This is a genomic window from Nodosilinea sp. E11, assembly GCF_032813545.1.
Taxonomy (GTDB): domain Bacteria; phylum Cyanobacteriota; class Cyanobacteriia; order Phormidesmidales; family Phormidesmidaceae; genus Nodosilinea.
Window position 1 is genome coordinate 1,780,896 of the sequence record NZ_CP136520.1, and the last position, 19,647, is coordinate 1,800,542.

Below are 19,647 nucleotides of genomic sequence, written 5' to 3' on the forward strand. Positions count from 1 at the left end.
CCCAAAATTCAGATGGTCAACCAACCGACCCTGCGACAACCAACCTTTTTAGACACCTGGGGCCAGCCGCTGGGGCTGTGCCTGATTCTGTTTATGCTGTCGTACACGATCGGCGTGGTGCAGCCGATTATGCCGCCCCTGGTGCAGGAGTTTAACTCTAGCGTGGGTTATATTCAGTCGGCCCTGGTGCTGATGTCGCTGGTGACGGCCTCGTTTACCCCCACTGCCGAAAACCTCAGCCAGCGACTGGGGCGACGGGCGGTGCTGGCGATCGCCCTGGGGTTCTTTGCCCTGGGTCTGGTGGTGATTATACTCAGCGCCGATATTGGTTTGTTTACCCTGGGGCTGGCGGGGTGCATTGGCGTGGCGGGGGCGGTGCTAATGAGTACCCCAGTGGCCCTGATGGATGCCTTCCCCGATGCGGGAATTCAGCGGTACGGGCTGGTGGCACTGGCGATCGCAGGGGTACTCGGTGCCCTGGTCGGCTCCATTACCGGCGGCGTCATGGCCTTTGACTTTAGCTGGCGCTGGGCCTTTGCCTTCGAGCTGGGGCTAATTCCGATCATCTGGTGGCTGGTGCGATCGATCGCGGTGCCCGCCCCGGCCCACACGCTGCCCGCCGACTGGCTGGGGGGGTTGCTCTCGGTGGCTGGGTTTGGGTTTACCCTGGTCGGCCTCAGTCTGGCCTCAGAGCTGGGCTGGTGGCAGCTGAGGGGAGAGCCCCAGGGGCTAGTGGGCCTCCTGGCTCCGTTTGGCATTTCCGTGGCTCCGGTGCTGATCGCCACAGGGCTAATTTGTCTGGGGCTGCTGGTGTTTTGGGAGCGGGGGCGATTGCGCCAGGGGCAGCCGTCGCTGCTGCGGCTGGGGGTGTTTAACCGCCGCATTTATACCCTGGGGCTGGCCATTGGCACGCTGCACACCATGACCACGGTGGGGGTGCAGTTCAACTTGTTTCAGTTTATTCCGGCGGTGATGGGGCTTAACCCGGTGCAGACCTCCATTGCTGTCATGCCCTCCACTATTGCTCAACTGGTTGTGCTGCTGCTGCTGGTCAAGCGGCGGCCCCAGTTTCCGCCCCGTTACCTGCTTCAGTCGGGGCTGGTGGTCAAGGCGGTGGGTATTGCCATGCTGTGGGCTACCATTGCCCCCCCGGTGACGGCCCTAGAGCTGTTGCCGGCCCTGGTGGTGATGGGGGCGGGCACGGGCCTGTTTGCCACCTACATTACCTCCCTCACCTTTGCCGATACCCACAAAGACCAAAAAGCCGAGGCGCGGGGCGTCTACCGCCCGTTTCAAAATCTGGGGGCTTCGCTGGGGCGGGGCATTTTGGGCACGATGCTGGTGAGTGTGGCTTCGCTCAAAATTGTCGATGGCATTTTGGCCGAGCTGGGGCAATCCGTTGACGCCGAGGTGCGGCACAGTGCGGTGCGATCGCTCCAGTTGGCTATTCAAACGCTACGACGCAGCGATCGCCGCGATCTATTTGCCCAACTGCCCGATGCGATTCAGCCCGCCCTCAGCGACATTTTGCAGGGTGCTGCCGTGCAGGCCATGCAGAGCACCCTGCTGGTAATTTTGGCGCTCTGTCTGCTGTGCCTGGGCCTATCGTTCTTGCTGCCCAAGACCGTCAAGACTTTAGAGGCTCCTATCGAGTAAGCCGTAGGGTGGGCATTGCCACCCCTGTCAAGGTGACATTCCTATAGGTTGGGTTGTGGCAACAGCCCAACCCACCGCCGGGGTTAGCTTCGGTGCGTTACGCATAGCGATGGCGCACTACGAATAATTATGACCACGAAGGGCCTATCAAGATCTGTTTAGAAGAATAGAGAGCGCACAGCTTTCGCTGGGCATTATGGAGGTTGAAAGGCCAGAGAACGCCGTTAGCGCGCATAGATGGCCTGGGCCTACCGCCATCGAGCCAGAGGCTCACACAGCATAAATCTACTGGCAGTTTTGGTTCGCCGATCGTTGCGGGCCACCTATTTTTGGCACCGAAACGAGCCCCATCAAATTTCGGCATCACGCCAGACTTTAACAACTATTTTTGAGTTTAACTCCCGATAGTTTTCGACTTTAACAACTTTTCTGTAACTTAACTTTCTTGGCCAGACTTTTGAGTCGCTGGCCATTTTTTTGCGATCCAATTTACTCATTAGAATTACGCAGGCAGCCTTCATTTGACGGCACTAAAGCCGAAAACTAGGTGTAATTAACATGGATTCATCTCGCTCCAAAATAAAGCCTAAGTATAATCAGCACAAGTTCATCCTAATCCAAAACAAAACATAGGTGTAATTAGCATAGGGCAACCCAATTTAACCGGCTAAATTAATAGACATGAGGGAAAGAAAAGAATGCCGAAACGAAGACAAGTGGTTCACCCATCTGCTACTCAAATCAAGACGAATAGCAGCTTCGCCAACAAGGCTACCAACTTTCTTCTCTACTTCAATAAAATCTGCCTCACTACTGACAAAAGGCAAGACATCCTCCTTAAATAGAAATAAGGAGCGCTGTCTAACTCAACTCAGAAAGTAGGCGACCAGGGCATTGCAAATGCCCTAAAAAAACACAATCAGGCAAAAGTGCCAATTCAGGAGACCCCACCATGTTTGCTAAAACTTTTCGTAACACCCTAATTGCTTCTGGCGTTCTTGTCGGCGCATCTCTAATCGCTGGCCCTGCTGCCCTGGCTGCTCCAGATGCTGATCCAGCCACTAGTGCAGGAGCAGCAAACTCTACTTCCGCTACTGTGGAACTAATTAACCGAGTTACTTTTGTCCCGGCACTAACGACGACAGTTCAGCCTGTCACGACACAAACCGATATGGCCTTTCCACTAGGAACTGTGGCGATTCGCAACAACCATGTTAACGGATGGAACTTAAATGTTGCATCTGCGAATTCGGGTAAGTTGAAAATGGGCACTACTCACGAGCTATCTTATTCAGCCATCACTCTGGCAGAGACGGCTGATATTACCGAGGCCATTATCAATCCTGCTAGCGGGGGAATTTTGGGAACCGGTGATTTTAGCGCAAGAGTTGCTGGAGGTACAGAGGCAATTAACGTTTCAGCCTCGCTCACTGTTCCGAGCAATGTTGCAGCTGGTGTGTACACCGACACCCTCACCTTTACCCTGACCTCTAAATAATTCTCCTTTGAGAAGTTTAGGTTAGCTTAACAGTCTGATTAAATCACTAAGTTATGTGGAGGTGCCCAAGGGCACCTCCACATAATGGGCGTGTATAGAGGTCAAAAAATGCGAAATCACTCCCTCTTTAACAGCTTAATCTCTACAGCTTTAGGGTTAAGTGTGTTGTGCCCAGCAGCAGCCTTGGCCTTGAGCCAGGTCACCTACACCGCCAGCGCCACCTTTATCCTCAATCCCAGTGGCAACCCAAATCAAGACTTTGGCATCGTGACTGTCCGACCAACTAGTCTTACTGGATGGGAGTTGCAGGTGCGCTCGAACGAAGGTGGGGCACTTCGCCACAGCGATCACCCCTCTACTATTCCTTACAACTTAATTGTAGGCAACTCTCAAGTAGGTAACTTAACTGGTCAAGATATCACAGTGTTGACTGACTTAACAAACTTTTGTCAAACCGTTATTTTAATTGAATGCACTATCCCCATACAGGCAAACATAGCAGCACATGATATCACCGGAAAACCAGCTGGATCTTACTCAGATACGCTAACTTTTACGGTCGTTGATAAACCACTATAACTAGAAAAATATATTCCAAAATCTCTTTAAGAGGCTGATGGATCGCCTAGAAAAAGGGAACTATTACCCTAGAGGCTAACTACAAAGCCGAGGCAATTCATCGTAGTTTTGTAACCCTTCAGAGCGCAACCTCCCTGTAGTCTTTCACCCAGAACAGTCATGAAAACTTTGGCCCGCATCGGCTGTCTAGCCTCACTTCTAGTTGGGGCGGCGGCATTGGTGGCCCCGCCCAGCTGGGCCGATGCCACCTATCAGCTTTCCCCCTCTACCCTCACCCTCGAACCCAGTGGCTCTCGCTCTACCGGTTCGTTTCAGGTCCGCAGCACAGGTAGCAAGCCCGTAGCGGTCGAAATTCGCGTTACCGAACGCCAGATGGATTTGCAAGGCACCGAAACTCGCCCCGACGCGGAAGATGATTTTGTTATCTACCCGCCCCAAATTTTGCTGCAACCAGGCCAGGTGCAAACCGTGCGCGTTACCTGGCTAGGCGAGCCCAACCCCGAGCACGAGCTGCCCTACCGGCTAATTGCCGAGCAGCTCCCCATTGCCATCGACGAGCCCGAAGTTGCGGTCACAACCGCCGTGGTCAGAATCAACGCCCTCTATAACTTTGTGGCTTCCCTCTACATCACGCCCCGAGGGAGCAGCCCCAACATTGTGCTCGAAAGCGCCAGCCACCAAACCATCAACGGGCAAGACGCCCTGGTCTTGCAATTTAACAACCAGGGTACGGCTCATAAAGTGATGACTGGCTTGCACCTCACCCTCACCTCGCCAGGTGGGCAAACAATCACCCTCAGCCCCGAACAACTGCGAGGGGTAAGCGGTGAAAACATGCTGGCCCAACATCAGCGGCAGTTTACCCTGCCCTGGCCCGATGGTTTTCCCGTGGGGCCAGTGAGCGCCACGATTGATCTGCGATGACCTGTCTGTGCGCTGGCTACAGCGTGCCCCCCTGGATGCCCTGTGTTAAAGCCCTACCTCCTTGCCACCACAACGCTCCTGCTTGTTAGCTCATTGCCGCCGCTACAGGCATCTGCCCTGACCACTACCGCCCTAACCTCACTCCCAATCAACGCCGCCCCCCGCCCCGCCGTGGCTGAAGACGAGCCCCCCGTCACGGTATTAGCGCCAGTAGATGCAAGGCTAGAGTCTGCCGCACCAGATTTAGCGCTAGCTCTGGGCTTAGAGTCCGCAGTGCCTAGCCTAGGTTCTGTCGCCCCTGCGCCAGAGCCTCAACTCCTAGCCTTGGAGCCTAACTCAACCTCCCAGCCCGAGCCCTCAGCCCCCGAATCAGAGGCACCGACGGCTCAGCCCGCCGTTCCACCAACCACAGCCGACATTGCTCCCCCAGCGGGTGCGTCTACCGAAGCATCGGCTGAAACCGAGGCTGAACTATTCGAGCGCATATTTGGTCGTCCCCCGGCTCAGAACCAGTCAATTTCTGTGCCCTTTTTTATTAACGATCAATCCCAGGGGCAGGCCGTTGTCGTCATTGCCGAGGGCCGTGCTAGCCAGATACAAGCCAGCCCTATCCTCGACAAAACAGCCTCTATTTTGCAGCCAGACTTGCAAAGCCAATTGGCTGCAACCGTCGATAGTGAGGGCTACTTACCCTTAGATCAGCTGCAACAGTTGGGCATTGCGGTTGTTTTTGATCAAAGTCGGCTAGAGCTGTATTTACAAATTCCGGCGGCGCTGCGGCGTACCAATGTAGTGGGGGCCTATGGTCTGCCCGCTGAGGCCGCCAATGCCCTACCCGTTAGCCGTCTCAGCGGCTATCTCAACATTTTGGGTGGCGAAGATATTGTCTGGTCTGGCTCAAATGCTGGGCGACAGCCCCTGCGACTGTCTTTAGACGGGGCGATAAATTTATCCGGCTGGGTGCTAGAGGGTCGGGCCGACCTGCTCGAAGGGGGGGCACCGGGGTTTAGGCGGGGCGATGTGCGGCTGGTGCACGACGACCCGGCCAATGCCCTGCGCTATATGGCAGGAGATTTATCCATTCCGGTGAGCGGTGCGTTTCAGACGCTGGTGCCCTTAGGCGGCATCTCGGTGTCTCGCAACTACAGCTTGCAGCCCTACCGCGTCACCCGCCCCACCGGAGAATTCACCTTCTTTTTAGAGCGCCCTTCGCGAGTAGAAATTTACATCAACGGCGTGCGGGTGCGGCAGTTGCAGCTAGAGGCCGGGCCTCAAGATATTCGCAATTTGTCTCTCACCACAGGGGCCAACGACATTCAGCTGATCATTACCGATGATCTGGGGCAGGTGCAGCGCCTCGACTTTGCCACTGCCCTCGCCGGTAACTTGTTGGCCCCAGGCTTGCAGCAGTTTTCTTACAATTTGGGGTTCCCTAGCCGATCGCAGAGTGGGCAACGCCAGTACGATTGGGCCGAGCCTCAGCTGGCCCTTGCCCATCGCCTGGGCGTAAGCCCCACGGTGACGCTAGGGGCCTACGCCCAGCTTACGCCCTCCTATCAAATGGTAGAAACCGATGGAATCTGGGCATCAGAGATCGGCAACTGGGGTTGGGATATTGCGGCCAGCCACAGGGGCGACTTTGGCACCGGCCTGGCCATGCGATTGCAGTATGAGCTACCTCCCAGCCCCCAAGATGTGACCAATCGATCGCTGCGCCTTGCCGCCGAATACCGGAGCGATCGCTTTACTACCCTGGGTTCGCTCAGCCCCAGCCCTGACTGGCTGACCCTGTCAGGCTCCTACAGCCAACGCATTTTTGACGGCACTAGCTTAAACTTGGGCGGCAGCTACCGCTTCGGGCGAGATGTGCCCGATAGCTACACCGCTAACTTGGGGTTGTCTCGCTCCTTCGGCAATGGTCTGAGCGGCAGCCTCAATATCAACCACAGCCGCAACCAGCAGGGGCAGGCCGAAACTCGGGCCTTTTTAGGCTTATCTTGGCTGATGGCTCAACAGCGCCAGTCGGTGTCGCTTAACACCACCGCTAGCAGTACTGACACCATGCGCAACCGCCTGTCGTGGAGCCGTCGCCCCGATCGCCGCCTGCAAAGCCCAGGGCTATCGCTAGATTTAACGCAACGAAATAGTGGCTACGATCTCTCGGGACAGATCTCCTACACCGACTACCGCTTCGATCTGGGTCTCACCCAGGATATCTCCTGGGGCAACGGGGCGGGGTCTGCTAACAGAAACACCACCCGCTTAACCTTTGGTACAGCTCTGGTGTTTGCCGATGGCCACGTTGGCTGGTCGCGCCCCGTTACCAATAGCTTTGTCATGGTAGTACCCCGCGATCGCTGGCGGGGGCAAATCATTGGTGTGAATCCTAGCCAAGATGGCTACCGGGCTGTAGCCGATCGCTTAGGCCCGGCGGTGCTGCCAGACTTGCAGCCCTACTACGTCTCGCGGGTACGGCTCGATGCCCCCGAGGCCCCGATAGGGTATGACCTAGGAACCGATGATTATGTCGTCATGCCCAGCTACCGCAGCGGCACCGTGATCATGGCTGGCACCGAAGCCTCGGCCTTTGTCCGTGGCGTCCTGGTCGATGAGGCCGGTGTTCCCCTGGGGTTGCAGGCCGGTGAGGTCGTTTCGTTGACAAACGCTGACTGGGCGGCCCAACCCCTATTTACTAACCGCATTGGCCGGTTTGCCCTGCTAGGGTTTACCCCAGGGCGCTATGAGATCAGGCTTCGCGATCGCGCCCCGCTGCAATTTGAAATTGCCCCCGACCAAGACGGTCTGATTGATTTAGGCACGTTGCAGATTGGTCTTCCGTAGGCCCAACAACGCTAAATGCCCCAAGGTCTTAAAGACCCTGAGGCATTTCTGGCGATCGGCTGATACCAAATCCTATCTGTCTATCCCCAGTGCAGCCGGGCGCATGCTATGCGCCCCTACGGGTTGGCCGATTAGCACTCGGGGTTATGTAACTCGGCCTGGGCATCGCTCAGCTTGCTCACTACTGCTTAGGCGTCGAGTAGAGCTTAGGATTGGGCACCGGAGCCTCGCCCATAGGGCTTTGGCCTTCTGGATTTTCCAGATACTGAAACTCGCCCTTGCCATCGGGGGTGGGGCCTTTTGCCCAACGACCCTCTTTACTGTCGGTGCCTTCCGACAGGTTCCAGAAGGTATAGGCGGCGTCTTGTTTCTCCAGCGACTGCGGGAAGCGGCTGGGCACCGGCAGGCTTTCTAACCCATCGGCCTTAAGCTCTTCGATCGCCGCCAACCACTGATTTTGGTGCATGGTATCGCGGGCAATCATGTAGCTCAGGGTGTCTTTGACGCCGGGGTCAGTAGACATTTCGTACAGTCGCACGGCCTGCAAACGGCCCTGCGCCTCAGCCTGCACGTTAGAGAAAAAGTCGGCCATCAGGTTGCCCGAAGCCACAATGTAGTTGCCGTTCCAGGGATAGCCCACGCTGTCGGCAGGTAGGGCACCGCCACCAGACATCACGGCATGTTTGGGGTTCATCGCGCCCATGATGATATCTTCAGTTTTCATACCGCCCATTACCCCTTCCACAATGGGGTCTAGAGCGGCTTTTTCCTGAACATCCGGAGGAGCTTTATCCACCAGGTGAGCAATCATATTGGCCAGCATCTCAATGTGGCCAATTTCTTCGGTGCCAATGTCGAGCATCATGTCTTTATATTTTGCCGGACCTCGACAATTCCAGCCCTGAAATAGGTACTGCATCATCACAGACATTTCGCCAAACGGCCCACCAATCAGCTCTTGTAGCTGTTTAGCATAGACCGGATCGGGCTTTTCTGGCTTGGTGAAATATTGCAGGCGTTTCTTATGGTAGAACATGAGATTTTTCAGTGTTTAGTGCAGAAAGAGCAGCAAGATATTTGCCTCTTCTAATTCCCATGGTTGTGGGAGAATTTTTATTTCCCATCTCTCAAAAGGGGCATCAAAACCTAGCATCAATCAATCTGTCACTCTAGCTATAGGGTCTTCTCCTGCTAAAGATCCATCCACCCTCATGCTTTAGCAGGGGGTCCAACCTTTACAACCAGCAATCCCTTGCTTACCGTGAGGGATAGCCCTTTGTCAGTTCAATTCCTATGCAATATCGACGCTTTGGCCGCACTGAGCTTCAGATGCCCGTGTTCTCCTGCGGCGGTATGCGCTACCAGCACTCATGGAAAGACGTACCTCTGGCAGACGTTCCCCAAAAGAATCAGGAGAATTTAGAGGCCACCATTCGCCAAGCGCTAGCAGTGGGCATTAACCACATTGAAACGGCGCGAGGCTATGGCACCTCCGAAATTCAGCTAGGGCAGATTTTGCCGACGTTAGATCGCAGCCGCCTGATTGTGCAAACCAAGGTTTCCCCGACTGCCGACCCCACCGAGTTTCGCCAGCACCTCACCGAGTCGCTAGACAATCTCAAGCTTGAAACGGTAGACCTGCTGGGCATTCACGGCATCAACACCGCCGAACTGCTGGATTGGACCCTACGCCCCGGCGGCTGCATGGAAGTGGCACGGGAGTTTCAGCGCCAGGGGCGGGTGCGGTTTATTGGCTTTTCGACCCACGCGCCGACGGCAGTGATTCAGCAGGCGATCGCATCTGACCAGTTCGACTACGTCAACCTGCATTGGTACTACGTCAACCAAGACAACTGGGCTGCGATCGACACCGCCCAGCGCCACGATGTCGGCGTATTTATCATCAGCCCGTCGGATAAGGGAGGGCATCTGTACAGTCCTCCCGCCAAGCTGGTAGAGCTGTGCGATCCGCTCAGCCCAATGGTGTTTAACAATCTGTTTTGCCTCAGCCATCCCCAGGTGCATACCCTCAGCATTGGGGCAGCGCGACCCAGCGATTTTGACGAACACCTCAAGACCCTGCCGCTGCTCGATCAGGCCGATTGGCACCTCAAGCCGGTACTCGATCGCCTGCACCGCCACGCTCAGAGCGTGCTGGGCGAAGACTGGCTACGCACCTGGCAACTGGGCCTGCCCAGCCCCGACGACACCCCCGGCCACATCAACATCCCTGCCATTCTGCGGCTGCGAAATCTGCTGATCGCCTTTGATATGGAAGATTACGCCAAAGCCCGGTACAACATGCTGGGCAACGCCGGTCACTGGTTCCCCGGCGAAAAAGCCGAGAATCTGAGCCAGGTGGATTTATCTGAGTGCCTGCGCCGCAGCCCCCACGCTGACAAAATTCCGCAGTTGCTGGCCGAGGCCCACGAGGCGTTGGCGGGGCAGGCGTTGGCGCGATTGTCGAATGCTTAGAGCATGGCTCTTCTCTGACGAGGGGGCCAGGATCATCCCCTCCAGGGAGGGGCAGGGGTGGGTCGGTTTAAATCAGTATTGGGTGGTGGGCAATGCCCACCCTTGTATCTTTAGAGGTGTGTGGCAGACCGTCCCACCCTAGGTTGTCCAAAACCGAACGTAGCATGGGTCGCTGCACACCTCTGAAGTTAACTCGCAAAATCGCCAGGAGCTTAGACTCCGTATCGAGCAAGGACGAGTGATGTCAGATTAACCTCCTACACGGGTGGATACAACCATGACTGAACTATCACAAGCGCATCAATGGGTTGGCATTGACGTATCCAAGCGCACCTTAGATGTGTACGTCCGTCCACTTGGATTAAGCGTTCAGGTGGCCAACAGTGACTCTGGTTTAAGAGAGTTGCTACAGGCGTTAACGGCGTTTCGTCGCGAGACGAGTCTGATTGTGCTGGAAGCGACCGGGGGCTATCAAGCCCTGGCGGCGCGAACGTTGATGGCGGAGGGCTGGCCCGCCGTTGTGGTGAATCCACGTCAAGTGCGTGATTTTGCCCGGGCCACGGGGCGCATGGCTAAAACAGACAAAATTGATGCCGAGGTGTTGGCTCACTTTGCCGATGCCATCCGTCCAGAGGTACGGGCGATGGCGAGTGAGGCCAGTCAACACCTTCAAGACCTCGTCACGCGACGGCAGCAACTCGTCGAGATGATGAGTGCCGAAAAAGCCCGGCAACGCTCAGCACGAGCCAGGACGGGTCAGAGCATTGAGCAGCATATTGACTGGCTCAAGCAACAGATCCAAGACCTCGATACCCAGATTGAGCAGCTCATCGCCCAGAGCGATCAGTGGCAGCGCACCCGCGAGATCCTCACCAGTGTGCCGGGTATTGGGGCTGTGACGACGGGGCTCCTCTTGGCCTCACTCCCCGAGTTAGGACAGATCTCAGCGAAGCGCCTAGCCAGCTTGTGTGGCCTCGCCCCGTTCAACCGCGATAGCGGCCAGATGCGGGGTAAGCGGATGATTAGCGGCGGTCGAGCCACCGTGCGCACAGGCCTCTACATGGCCGCGTTAGTCGCCACTCGCCATAATCCGGTCATTCGCGATTACTACCAGCGCCTGCTGCAGCGGGGAAAACTCAAAAAGGTTGCCCTGGTGGCCTGCATGCACAAACTGGTGATTATTCTCAATGCCATGGTAGAACATGACACCCTCTGGCAGGCTCCGGCTTGCTCCCTGCCCGCCGCCACATAAGGAACAGCAAGACTCTGTCTGATGCAGGCAGGGCTCCTGGCTTGATTTCCGCTGCCATCCCGCCGAGGCTAATCGCATAGCAGGATGAGCTTGACAAAGAAGATAATCGCTACCGCGCAGGCGATCCCAGGGCTTCATCATCTATTGATGAGAAATTCCTGCAATTCCTAATCATTTGTGAGAAGTGATTTTAAGACTTTGTTACGATGTACACAAACGCACAGGAGAACCATCCACCATGCCGCATACCTCTTCCAACAAAAATTCTGTCGTGATCTCCCCGTCAATTTTGTCGGCAGACTTCAGCCGCCTGGGCGAAGAGATCAAGGCTGCTGACGAGGCCGGTGCCGACTGGATTCACGTAGACGTGATGGATGGTCGCTTTGTGCCCAACATTACCATCGGCCCCCTGATTGTCGAGGCTATTCGCCCCGTCACCCAAAAGCCCCTCGACGTACACCTAATGATCGTCGAGCCGGAGAAGTACGTCGCCGATTTCGCTAAGGCTGGGGCCGACATCATCACCGTGCACTGCGAGCACAATGCCTCGCCCCACCTGCACCGCACCCTGGGCCAAATTAAAGAGCTGGGCAAAGAAGCTGGGGTCGTACTCAACCCCGGCACCCCGCTATCGCTGATTGAGAACGTGCTCGACCTCTGCGACCTGGTGCTGATTATGAGCGTCAACCCCGGCTTTGGCGGTCAGAGCTTTATTCCCACCATGGTCGATAAAATTCGCGCCCTGCGCACCATGTGCGACGAACGCGGTCTAGACCCCTGGATTGAGGTGGATGGTGGTCTCAAGGCGAACAATACCTGGCAAGTGCTAGAGGCTGGGGCCAATGCGATCGTGGCCGGTTCGGCGGTGTTTAACGCACCCGACTATGCCGCTGCGATCGAGGGCATTCGCCACAGCAAGCGCCCCGCCCCCGAGCTAGCCGCCGTGTAGGGCAAGAAGGGTCGAAATTTAACCGCACTATCTCTCTAGGAGATAGGCCCTAACCAGGGGTGAGTTAGCCAAGAAGCCTAACTTGCCCCTGGTTAGCTTTTAGAGGTGCGGGGAAATTGATCGAGGTGGCGGCCTAGGTCTGCTTGCACCTGGTGGTATAGATCATCACTTTCACCTTTGAGGCTAATGACCCCATACACCTGCACCGCTTCGTGTTCGCGCCCCGCCAAAACGTGGGTGCCTTGGTCAACGGCGACAATGTGGTCCTTGAGCAAGTCGTAGCAGGCCTGGGTAATCAAAATATCGGTGCCGATTAATTTGGTCAGCCCCTCAATGCGGCTGGCCACGTTTACAGTGTCGCCAATGGCCGTGTATTCTAGCCGCTGCACCGACCCCACGTTGCCCACCACCAGTTCGCCATAGCTGATGCCAATACCGTTGTATAAAGGCGGCAACGCCTGGGCTTGAAGGCTAAGGCGCAGGGTCGCGAGGGCCTGACGCATAGCCAAGGCTGCCGATACAGCATTGAGCGCATCCTGCTGCGGGCCTTGGGAAGTGGGGGCACCAAACTCGGCCATCACGGCGTCACCAATAAATTTGTCGATAGTGCCTCTATAGGCCAAAATGGCATCGACCATGACATCGAGGTAGGTGTTGAGCAGACTGACGGTTTCGATCGCCCCCAGCTCGTACGAAATGCGGCTAAACCCGCGAATGTCTGAGAACAGCACTGCCGCTGGCATTTTTTGCCCAACGGTGAGGCTGGTAAAGTCATCGGGCTGGTTGAGAATCTCCTGAGCCACTAGGGGGGCCACGTAGCGCTCTAGGGTGCGCCGCAGCCGCTGTTCTTCAAGGCGGTTGCTGACGGCTCCAGTGGCGATGTAGGTGACACCGCCCATGCCCAGACAGGCCACCGGAATGGCTACAGGTATGAGCCGATCGCGGTGCACCATCAGCAAATAGGCGATCGCGCCCCAGGTGGCGATCGCCCCCATAAAGCCCAATAACCTTGGCACCGGCTGCGTCAGCCGGTAGCCCAACCCCAGCCCCACCGTCCCAAACACCACAGCGGCCAGCAACCCCTGAGCCACAGGATTAGACACCGCCGCACTCACCGAACGACCCTCCATCAAGGCGGCTAGGGCGTGGGCATGAATTTCGACCCCCGGCATGGCGTTGTCGGTAGGGGTGCGCTTGCGGTCTTGGAAAGAGTCGGCCATCGGACCAATTAGCACAATCTTGTCTTTGAACTGGTCTGCGTAGAGGGGCCAATTGTCGGGGTCAAGCACCTGCACAAACGACAGGGTTGGAAACGTACCGGCAGGACCGTAGAAAAATAGCTGCTGGCTGGGTTGAGATGGGCTGGGGTAGCCAGCGGCGGCTAGGGTGGCCCCGGCTAAGGACGGCAACTGATCGGTAAAGCCGTGGGTTTGCCGGAGATTTTCAATGCCCCGATCGGGAAAGGCACGGTATTTACCGTCGGCGTCAGCCTCCAGGTTAATTAGCCCGGCCCGGCCACTATAGATGGGCTCTAGCAGACTGGTGAACAGACCAAAATCACTACTCGACACGTCGTAGGCCGCCGCCAGCGCAATGCGATCGCCCCACCGAGCCAGGGTTGTTGCTAACGCGGCATCGTCGGCGGGGCCATAGCCGCTGGGGTCAACCAACAGCACGTCAATCGCCACGGCCTTGGCCCCCGCTGCCATCAGTTGCTCAATCGCCTGAGCATAGGCCTGACGCTGCCAAGGCCAGATCGCCAGAGGGGCCAAAAAGGGATAGCGCTCTGGTTCGGCCCGGTAGAGGTCACCCTGGGTGAGCGAATATTCGTCAATCGCCAGAATGATGATGTTGTCGGGGGCGGGTACTGGCCCCCGCAGCCCCAGCAAAAACGACTGTGCCTGGCCCTCAATCAGCACAATCCACGGATGCTGAGACACCAGGGCGATCGCGCCAAACACCGCCCAGCTCACCATCAGCCCGTGGCCTAACTGAAAAATTCGTCGATAGGATCTAAGCACAGCAGACATCGTCCAGCATCGGCTTCAACTTAGAACGGGAAGGGAAATCGGACCGGCGGGCTAGGTATAGGCGGTGCCCAAAAGGAAGGAAACGGCACCCCAGGAAACAGTTGCTGAAAGGTTCGCCGGAGGTTGCCCATACCAGGCAGTTCGACCGCAAAGCCTCGCAGTAACGGCCCCTCCAGCAGGTCAATAAAGTCCTCCGCCGCGAGGGGTCTCACTACCGCCGCTACCTGGTCAGCATCAATCGTCACCTGCTGCCCCTGAGCCACTGTAATTGCGGCATCGGCGGTAAAGTCAACGGTTTCACCTGCGCTATGGTCGGGAGATAGGTCGGGAGCAGGCTCTAGGAAGTCTACCGTTGGGTTATCTTGTGGGTCATCTTGCTTGATGGCGATCGCCTGCCTGCCTGCGATCGCTAGGGCACCTGGCTTACCACCGAGATTTGGCCCGGTAGAGGGCAAGGTCGGGCTCAACATAAAGCCAAACGACGGTTCGAACGTCGGTTCGAACATCGGGTCAAACGTCGGGTCAAAGCCCGGACTGCTTGGCCCAGAGGGAGACGGCTCTGGAGGAGTCAGCCCAGGACTTGAAGGCTCTATGGGTTTAACAAAGGGCACCATCGGATCAGTCGAAGGCACCACCGGATCAAAGAATGGATTGAGCGGGTCAAGCACCTCAGTGACTAAATCAACCGGCTCTGGATTAAGGTTGTGCTCTATAACCACCTCACCCTCAAACACCTGAATGATGGTTTCTCCGGCCTTAGTGACGGTGAGGGTATAGAGGGTGCCCCGCACCCCCGCCACCGTAGATGTTGAGCAGCCATTGAGTGTGCCATTGACCAACAGCGTGCCCCGATTGACCTGGGCACACTGGCCTATTACCAGACTAGAGTTATGGGCCAAACGGGCCACAGCCCCTGTATTAAACCGCAACGCAGTGCGAGCCGACCCGGTGCGCACCTGCTGACGCTGCTGGGCTACATGGTTGACCCGAGCAACGCGGTTTTGAATATAGACCTGGTTACTATCTAAGATTTCGGTGACCGTTGCCGCTGCATTAGTCTGGCCCTGGGCCTGCGGCCCCAGGAGTGCCAGCCAACTACTCCACAGCACCGCGACGGCCATAAGCCGCCCAAACCGTCGCCAGCGTCTATTTAACCGGCGTCTGTTTAAACCGAGGCTCAACCTCTGTAACCCCAAAGCCGCCATCGCTAAGTTCCACTGAGTGCCCTGCTTGAATGTATACCCAAGGCAACCGGGCAAATTCAGACCAGCTTGTGAAACTTAACTCGCCCAAAGCGAACTAAATCGAGAGCCTAGCTAAATACATCGGGCTGGTCGGGGTGGTGCACTTGCTCCAGGTCGGGCAGCATTGCGGTCACCGCTTCGGGAGACTGGGCAATCATGGCCAGCAGGTCGTAGGGTTCGAGCGGCTGACCAGTCTGGGCCGACAGCCGATGGGCATAATAGCGCACCTGAGCCATGATGCGGGGCTCAGCCTGGCGCAGATACATGCACAAACAAGCCCGCGCCTGGGCCTCTGGGTCGCGCCCTAGGAAGTAGGCCAGGGCGGCTAACAGGTCACGCTCGTAGTCAGGTAAGTCTTGAGGCATAGAGGCCATAGTAGGGCTGGCTGCGGCTAGGGTCAAACCACGGGGGCAGGTTAGCAAGACCAGCAGCAATCAACGGCTAATGGCCACAACCTTCCCTTTAGGCTCAGTCGTTGCCCCGCCAGCTTACCTACTTTGGCGGCCCAGCCTCAGCTTTCTCAAATACCTTTTCGGTAATTAAGCGCGACCCCTGCTTGCGGGTGAGGTAGTTGGCCCCCCACTGGGTCATCACCATGAGTTTGTTGTCGAACTCGATCAGGTAGAAGATGTGCACAAACAGCCACACAAACCAGGCCGGGAAGCCCGTCAGCTTGGCCCAGGGCAGGTTGACCACTGCGGCATGGCGACCAATCACCGCCAGGCTACCGCTGTCTTTATAGGCGAAGGGGGGCAAGGTGTCGTCTTTGAGCCGCTTTTGAATCAGGCGGGCCACATACTTGCCCTCCTGCATGGCCACGGGGGCCACCCCCGGCAAGGGGCGATCGCCCTGGTGGGCAAAGTGGGCCAAATCACCGACTACAAAAATATTGGGATGGGTGGGCAGGCTGAGGTCGTCGCTGACCATGACTCGGCCCGAGCGATCGCGCTCGGCCCCGGTGCGATCGGCCAGCAGACCACCCATGCCCGGGTCACGGACCCCCGCCGCCCAGAGCACAGTGCCTGCTTTCAGGTGATTGATCTGGTCACCCTGCTTTAGGGTGATATCGTGCCCCTGAATGTCGGTGACTAAAGCCTGAGTCATCACCTCCACCCCCAGCTTCTCTAGGTCGGTCTGGGCTCGAGCCGACAGATCCGACGGAAAAGGAGGCAGCACTCGGTCCATACCCTCCACCAAAATAATGCGGCTGGCGGTGGTGTCGATGTGGCGAAAGTCGTTGCGCAGGGTGTGATAGGCCAGTTCGGCCAGCGACCCAGCCAGCTCTACCCCGGTAGGGCCACCCCCGACAATTACAAAGGTCAGCAGGCTTTGCTTTAGCTCTGGGTCGGTGGTGTTCTCGGCTTTCTCAAAGGCGGCAAAGATGCGCCGCCGCATCTCTAGGGCATCTTCTACGGTCTTGAGGCCGGGGGCCACATCGGCCCAGTCGTCGCGGCCAAAGTAAAAGTGGCTCATGCCTGTAGCCACAATCAAATCGTCGTAGGGAATGGTGCGACCATCGTTGAGAGTGACCAACTGCCGCTCAGGATCAACGTCGGTAACTTCGCCCATCAGCACCCGTGTATTCTTCTGAGCGCTGAGCACGGCACGCAGGGGTGAGGCAATATCGCCCGGCGACAGCCCCCCCATGGCCACCTGATACAGCAGCGGCTGAAACAGGTGAAAGTTGCGCTTATCGATCAGCGTCACTTCCACATCGGCCCGACCGAGCTGCTGGGCAGCGTAGAGACCACCAAACCCACCCCCGATAATCACCACCTGGTGCTTGCCGGGAGTCACCGGCGGCACCTCAATCGTTGGAGCAGGGGCCTCTGAGGCCGTTCCTTGGGAAGTCGGATCTGAGTCGAGGGAACGTTGGACAGTCTGCATTGCAATACCCAGGAAGCAGGTTGTTACTTTTCGTTATAAAGCAGAATACCGCTAAATACTGTGCACTGTGCTATATCCCCACAAAGCCGCCATGATTATGCCCTGTTCACCAAGGGAGTATGAACTGGAGAAGCAGTCCGGTAGGCTTAGGAGATTTCTAGAAAAGAAACTCCCCGCTGTCTACGACGACTGTAGCAACCGTAGTAGCCACCGCATGGTAGGCACTGCCCACCATGAGAGAGAAAGTTTTCCAGAAGTCACCTTAGGGGTCTAGTTTTTCTCATCTTGCCGAAGCATTTTTGAGATTGACCGGTTGAGGCGGCGGCGAGGGGGCTAAAATTTGGGGAGCTTTTCTTTGCCGTCAGCAGCGGGAGAGAAGAGCATAGCTGGCGATTGCAGGGAGGCAAGCAGCAATACCATGGCGCTGATCGTACAGAAATATGGGGGAACCTCCGTTGGCACCGTAGAGCGGATTCAAGCGGTGGCCCAGCGGGTCAAGGCTACAGTAGAGGCCGGGCATGCGGTGGTGGTGGTGGTGTCGGCCATGGGCAAAACCACCGATGGTCTGGTGAAGCTCGCTGCCGATATTACCGATCGGCCCAGCCGTCGCGAAATGGACATGCTGCTGTCGACCGGTGAGCAGATCACGATCGCCCTGCTGACCATGGCTCTACACAATCTGGGGCAGGAGGCGATTTCTCTCACCGGGGCCCAGGTGGGCATTGTCACCGAGGCCGAGCACACTCGCGCCCGCATTCTCAAGATTAAAACCGATCGCCTCCAGCGCCACATCGATGAAGGCAAGGTGATTGTGGTGGCGGGCTTTCAGGGCATTAGCCAGACCACAGACTTAGAAATTACGACCCTAGGGCGGGGCGGCTCTGACACCTCGGCGGTGGCCCTGGCGGCAGCGTTAGGGGCCGAAAAGTGCGAAATCTACACTGACGTACCCGGCATCCTCACCACCGACCCCCGCCTGGTGCCTGAGGCCCAGCTGATGGACGAGATCACCAGCGATGAGATGCTGGAGCTGGCCAGCTTAGGGGCCAAGGTGCTGCACCCCCGCGCAGTGGAGATTGCCCGCAACTACGGCGTTATGCTGGTGGTGCGATCGAGTTGGACCGATGAGCCCGGCACCCGAGTGGTTTCGCCCCGGCCCCAGCCCCGCCCCTTGGAGGGGTTAGAACTGGCCCACCCGGTCGATGCAGTGGAGTTTGACACTGACCAGGCCAAAGTGGCCTTACTGCGTATTCCCGATCGCCCCGGCATTGCCGCCCGGCTATTTGGCGAGCTAGCCACCCAGGCGCTGAATGTAGATTTAATCATTCAATCGATCCATGAGGGCAACACCAACGACATTGCTTTCACTCTGGTGCAGGCCAACTTGGCGAAGGCCGAGGCAGTAGCCGAGGCCATTGCCCCAGCCCTCCGCAGCAACCCCACCGACACCACCCAGGCCGAGGTGATGGTCGACCAGCGCATGGCCAAGATCAGCATCGCCGGGGCAGGGATGATTGGCCGACCTGGGGTAGCCGCGAAAATGTTTTCGTCGCTGGCGGCGGCGGGTATCAACCTTCAGCTAATTTCGACCTCCGAGGTCAAGGTGAGCTGCACCATCGATGTCAAAGACTGCGATCGCGCCATTGCGGTGCTTTGCGAAGCCTTCGATGTCACCACCTCTCCCATGCCCCAAAGCGATGTGCCCAGTCACGCTGCCGCCGCCCCGGTGGTACGCGGTGCCGCGCTCGATACCAAGCAGGCCCGCGTCGCCATTCGCCACGTGCCCGACAAACCTGGTATGGCCGCCCATATTTTTCAGCTGCTGGCTACCCATGGGGTCAGTGTCGATATGATTATTCAGTCGCAGCGCTGCCGTCTGGTCAATGGTCAGGCCACCCGCGACATTGCCTTTACCGTCGCCCAGGCCGATGCTCAGACTGCTAAGGCTGTGGTAGAGTCTGCCGCCGCCGAGCTAGGGTTGGGCGATGTGGCGGTCGATGATGCAATCGCCAAGGTCAGCGTGGTTGGCACCGGCATGATCTACGCCCCAGGCGTGGCCGCCAGAATGTTTAAGGCCCTCTCTGAGCAGGGCATTAACCTACAAATGATTGCCACCTCAGAGATCAAGATCAGCTGCTTGGTGGCTGAGGAGGAAGGGGTAACCGCGCTGCGAGCGGTTCATAATGCCTTTGGGCTAGCAGGGCTGGAGCGCACCGTAGTACCGGCCTGAGTTGGCTGATCTGACATCAAATTGGAGCTACGCAAAAGGCACCGTTGATCATCAGCGGTGCAGTGCCCCTAAGGGAGGACAT

General features: G+C 57.3%; 14 protein-coding genes. 9 read left to right on the forward strand and 5 right to left on the reverse strand.

All coding sequences use genetic code 11. The annotated features are described in order from the left end of the window. The first annotated feature begins 12 nt into the window (after positions 1-12). The 5 genes from RRF56_RS10215 to RRF56_RS10235 all read left to right on the forward strand — a co-directional run bounded on the left by RRF56_RS10215 (position 13) and on the right by RRF56_RS10235 (position 7,498). The gene (locus RRF56_RS10215; protein WP_317037536.1) at positions 13-1,656 is read left to right on the forward strand and encodes an MFS transporter; all 1,644 of its coding nucleotides are present in this window, start codon (positions 13-15) and stop codon (positions 1,654-1,656) included. A gap of 952 nt (positions 1,657-2,608) precedes the next feature. Further along, positions 2,609-3,154, forward strand: a complete 546-nt coding sequence (locus RRF56_RS10220) for a hypothetical protein (protein ID WP_317037537.1) — start codon at positions 2,609-2,611, stop codon at positions 3,152-3,154. Positions 3,155-3,262: 108 nt separating this feature from the next. Further along, the gene (locus RRF56_RS10225) at positions 3,263-3,733 is read left to right on the forward strand and encodes a hypothetical protein (protein ID WP_317037538.1); all 471 of its coding nucleotides are present in this window, start codon (positions 3,263-3,265) and stop codon (positions 3,731-3,733) included. Between the two features lie 159 nt (positions 3,734-3,892). Next, entirely contained in the window at positions 3,893-4,657 is a 765-nt protein-coding gene (locus RRF56_RS10230) for a molecular chaperone (RefSeq protein WP_317037539.1), read from the forward strand. 42 nt (positions 4,658-4,699) lie between these two features. After that, on the forward strand, positions 4,700-7,498 hold the full coding sequence (locus tag RRF56_RS10235; protein WP_317037540.1) for a fimbria/pilus outer membrane usher protein: 2,799 nt from the start codon (positions 4,700-4,702) through the stop codon (positions 7,496-7,498). A 181-nt stretch (positions 7,499-7,679) separates the two neighbouring features. On the opposite strand, the gene RRF56_RS10240 is transcribed toward RRF56_RS10235, so the two are convergent. Beyond that, complete coding sequence (locus RRF56_RS10240) at positions 7,680-8,534, reverse strand: manganese catalase family protein (RefSeq protein WP_317037541.1); 855 nt, start codon at positions 8,532-8,534, stop codon at positions 7,680-7,682. Positions 8,535-8,791: 257 nt separating this feature from the next. Between RRF56_RS10240 and RRF56_RS10245 the strand changes: the two genes are divergently transcribed. The 3 genes from RRF56_RS10245 to rpe all read left to right on the forward strand — a co-directional run bounded on the left by RRF56_RS10245 (position 8,792) and on the right by rpe (position 12,174). After that, positions 8,792-9,973, forward strand: a complete 1,182-nt coding sequence (locus RRF56_RS10245) for an aldo/keto reductase (protein ID WP_317037542.1) — start codon at positions 8,792-8,794, stop codon at positions 9,971-9,973. Positions 9,974-10,250: 277 nt separating this feature from the next. Further along, on the forward strand, positions 10,251-11,225 hold the full coding sequence (locus RRF56_RS10250) for an IS110 family transposase (protein WP_317033747.1): 975 nt from the start codon (positions 10,251-10,253) through the stop codon (positions 11,223-11,225). A 238-nt stretch (positions 11,226-11,463) separates the two neighbouring features. Further along, positions 11,464-12,174 (forward strand): ribulose-phosphate 3-epimerase, encoded by a 711-nt coding sequence (rpe, locus tag RRF56_RS10255; RefSeq protein ID WP_317037543.1) that lies wholly within the window; start codon positions 11,464-11,466, stop codon positions 12,172-12,174. 92 nt (positions 12,175-12,266) lie between these two features. Here the strand turns inward: rpe and RRF56_RS10260 are convergent, their stop codons facing one another. The 4 genes from RRF56_RS10260 to RRF56_RS10275 form a co-directional block, all read right to left on the reverse strand. Further along, positions 12,267-14,204, reverse strand: a complete 1,938-nt coding sequence (locus RRF56_RS10260; protein WP_317037544.1) for an adenylate/guanylate cyclase domain-containing protein — start codon at positions 14,202-14,204, stop codon at positions 12,267-12,269. A gap of 20 nt (positions 14,205-14,224) precedes the next feature. Continuing rightward, positions 14,225-15,325: a hypothetical protein gene (locus tag RRF56_RS10265; RefSeq protein WP_317037545.1), complete on the reverse strand. Its 1,101-nt coding sequence runs from the start codon at positions 15,323-15,325 to the stop codon at positions 14,225-14,227. A gap of 191 nt (positions 15,326-15,516) precedes the next feature. After that, positions 15,517-15,813: a hypothetical protein gene (locus tag RRF56_RS10270; protein ID WP_317037546.1), complete on the reverse strand. Its 297-nt coding sequence runs from the start codon at positions 15,811-15,813 to the stop codon at positions 15,517-15,519. Positions 15,814-15,940: 127 nt separating this feature from the next. Beyond that, positions 15,941-17,335, reverse strand: coding sequence for an NAD(P)/FAD-dependent oxidoreductase (locus tag RRF56_RS10275; RefSeq protein ID WP_317037547.1), 1,395 nt, complete (start codon positions 17,333-17,335; stop codon positions 15,941-15,943). A 418-nt stretch (positions 17,336-17,753) separates the two neighbouring features. On the opposite strand from RRF56_RS10275, the gene RRF56_RS10280 reads away from it, so the two are divergent. Further along, the gene (locus RRF56_RS10280; protein ID WP_317037548.1) at positions 17,754-19,565 is read left to right on the forward strand and encodes an aspartate kinase; all 1,812 of its coding nucleotides are present in this window, start codon (positions 17,754-17,756) and stop codon (positions 19,563-19,565) included. Positions 19,566-19,647 lie beyond the last annotated feature (82 nt).